Source organism: Streptomyces sp. NPDC026062, from assembly GCF_055568375.1.
This window is the reverse complement of sequence record NZ_JBVHOQ010000128.1, coordinates 1-1475: the sequence shown is the minus strand read 5'-3', so window position 1 is coordinate 1475 and position 1475 is coordinate 1. Positions and strand designations below refer to the sequence as shown.

Sequence of the window (1475 nt, the reverse complement as noted above, 5' to 3'; positions counted from 1 at the left end):
CGCGAGGAGATCCTGTGCGCGGCGTTCGCCGAGGTCCTCGGCGTCGACACCGTCGGCGTCGACGACAGCTTCTTCGCCCTCGGCGGCCATTCGCTCCTCGCCGTACGCCTGGTGAGCCGGGTGCGGTCGGTGCTCGGGGTCGAGCTGTCGCTGCGCACCCTGTTCGAAGCGCCCACCGTGGCGGGACTTGCGGCTCGCATCGATGGCGCCGACCAAGCACGGACCGCGCTCACAGTGAGGCCGCGCCCGGAACGCCTTCCGCTGTCGTACGCGCAGCGCCGTCTGTGGTTCATCGGGCAGTTGGAAGGGCCGACTGCCACCTACAACCTTCCGACCGTGCTTCGCCTGACGGGCCAGGTGGACCGGGAAGCCCTCGGCGCCGCGCTGCGGGACGTGATCGCCCGCCACGAGGTGCTGCGGACGGTGTTCGCGACCGCCGACGGCGAGCCCTACCAGCACGTCCTGGACCACGAGGACCTGGACTGGAAACTGCTGGTCGGTGATGACGCCGTGGTGGACGTGGATGCTGCTGTGGCGGATGCGTCGCGGTATGCGTTCGACATCGCGTCGGAGATCCCTGTGCGGGCTTGGCTGTTCGGTGTCGCTCCGGATGAGCATGTGCTGGTTGTGGTGGTGCACCACATCGCCGGTGACGGCTGGTCGATGGGTCCGCTGGCGCGTGATGTGTCGGTGGCGTACGAGGCGCGGTGTGCGGGGCGTGCCCCCGAGTGGGAGCCGTTGCCGGTTCAGTACGCGGACTACGCGCTGTGGCAGCGTGAGCTGCTGGGCGACGAGAGCGATCCGGACAGTGTGCTGTCGCGTCAGGTCGCCTATTGGCGGGAGACGCTGGCCGGTGCGCCGGAGGAGCTGACGCTGCCCTACGACCGTCCGCGTCCGTCCGTGGCGAGTCACCGTGGGCACGGCGTTCCCTTCGACGTTCCCGCCGAGGTGCACGCACGTCTCGTGGAGGTGGCGCGCGCCGAGGGCGTGACCGTGGCCATGGTGCTCCAGGCCGCCCTCGCGGTCCTGCTGTCCCGGTTCGGCGCGGGCACCGATATCCCCATCGGATCGGCCAACGCGGGCCGCACCGACGAGGCCCTTGACGACCTGGTCGGGTTCTTCGTGAACACGCTCGTGCTGCGCGCGGACCTTTCCGGCGACCCGACGTTCCGCCATCTGCTCGCACGGGTGCGGGATACGGGTCTGTCTGGCATTGCCCACCAGGACGTGCCGTTCGAGCGTCTGGTGGAGGAGCTCGCCCCGACGCGTTCCCTGGCCCGGCACCCGCTGTTCCAGGTGATGCTCACCCTCCAGAACAACGCCGACGCTGTCGTGGACTTGCCCGGTGCCCGGGCACAAGGAGCCTCGGCCGGCACACCGGCGGCCAAGTTCGATCTCGAGTTCACCGTGGGTGAGGTGTTTGGTCCGGGTGGTGTGCCTGCGGGGTTGCGGGGTGCGGTGATCGCTGCGGTGGA

General features: G+C 69.8%; 1 protein-coding gene. It reads left to right on the top strand.

Annotated elements, in window-relative coordinates:
• Positions 1-1475, top strand: a 1475-nt coding sequence (locus ACZ4LX_RS38125) for a condensation domain-containing protein (RefSeq protein WP_467652003.1), incomplete at both ends; no start/stop codon positions are given.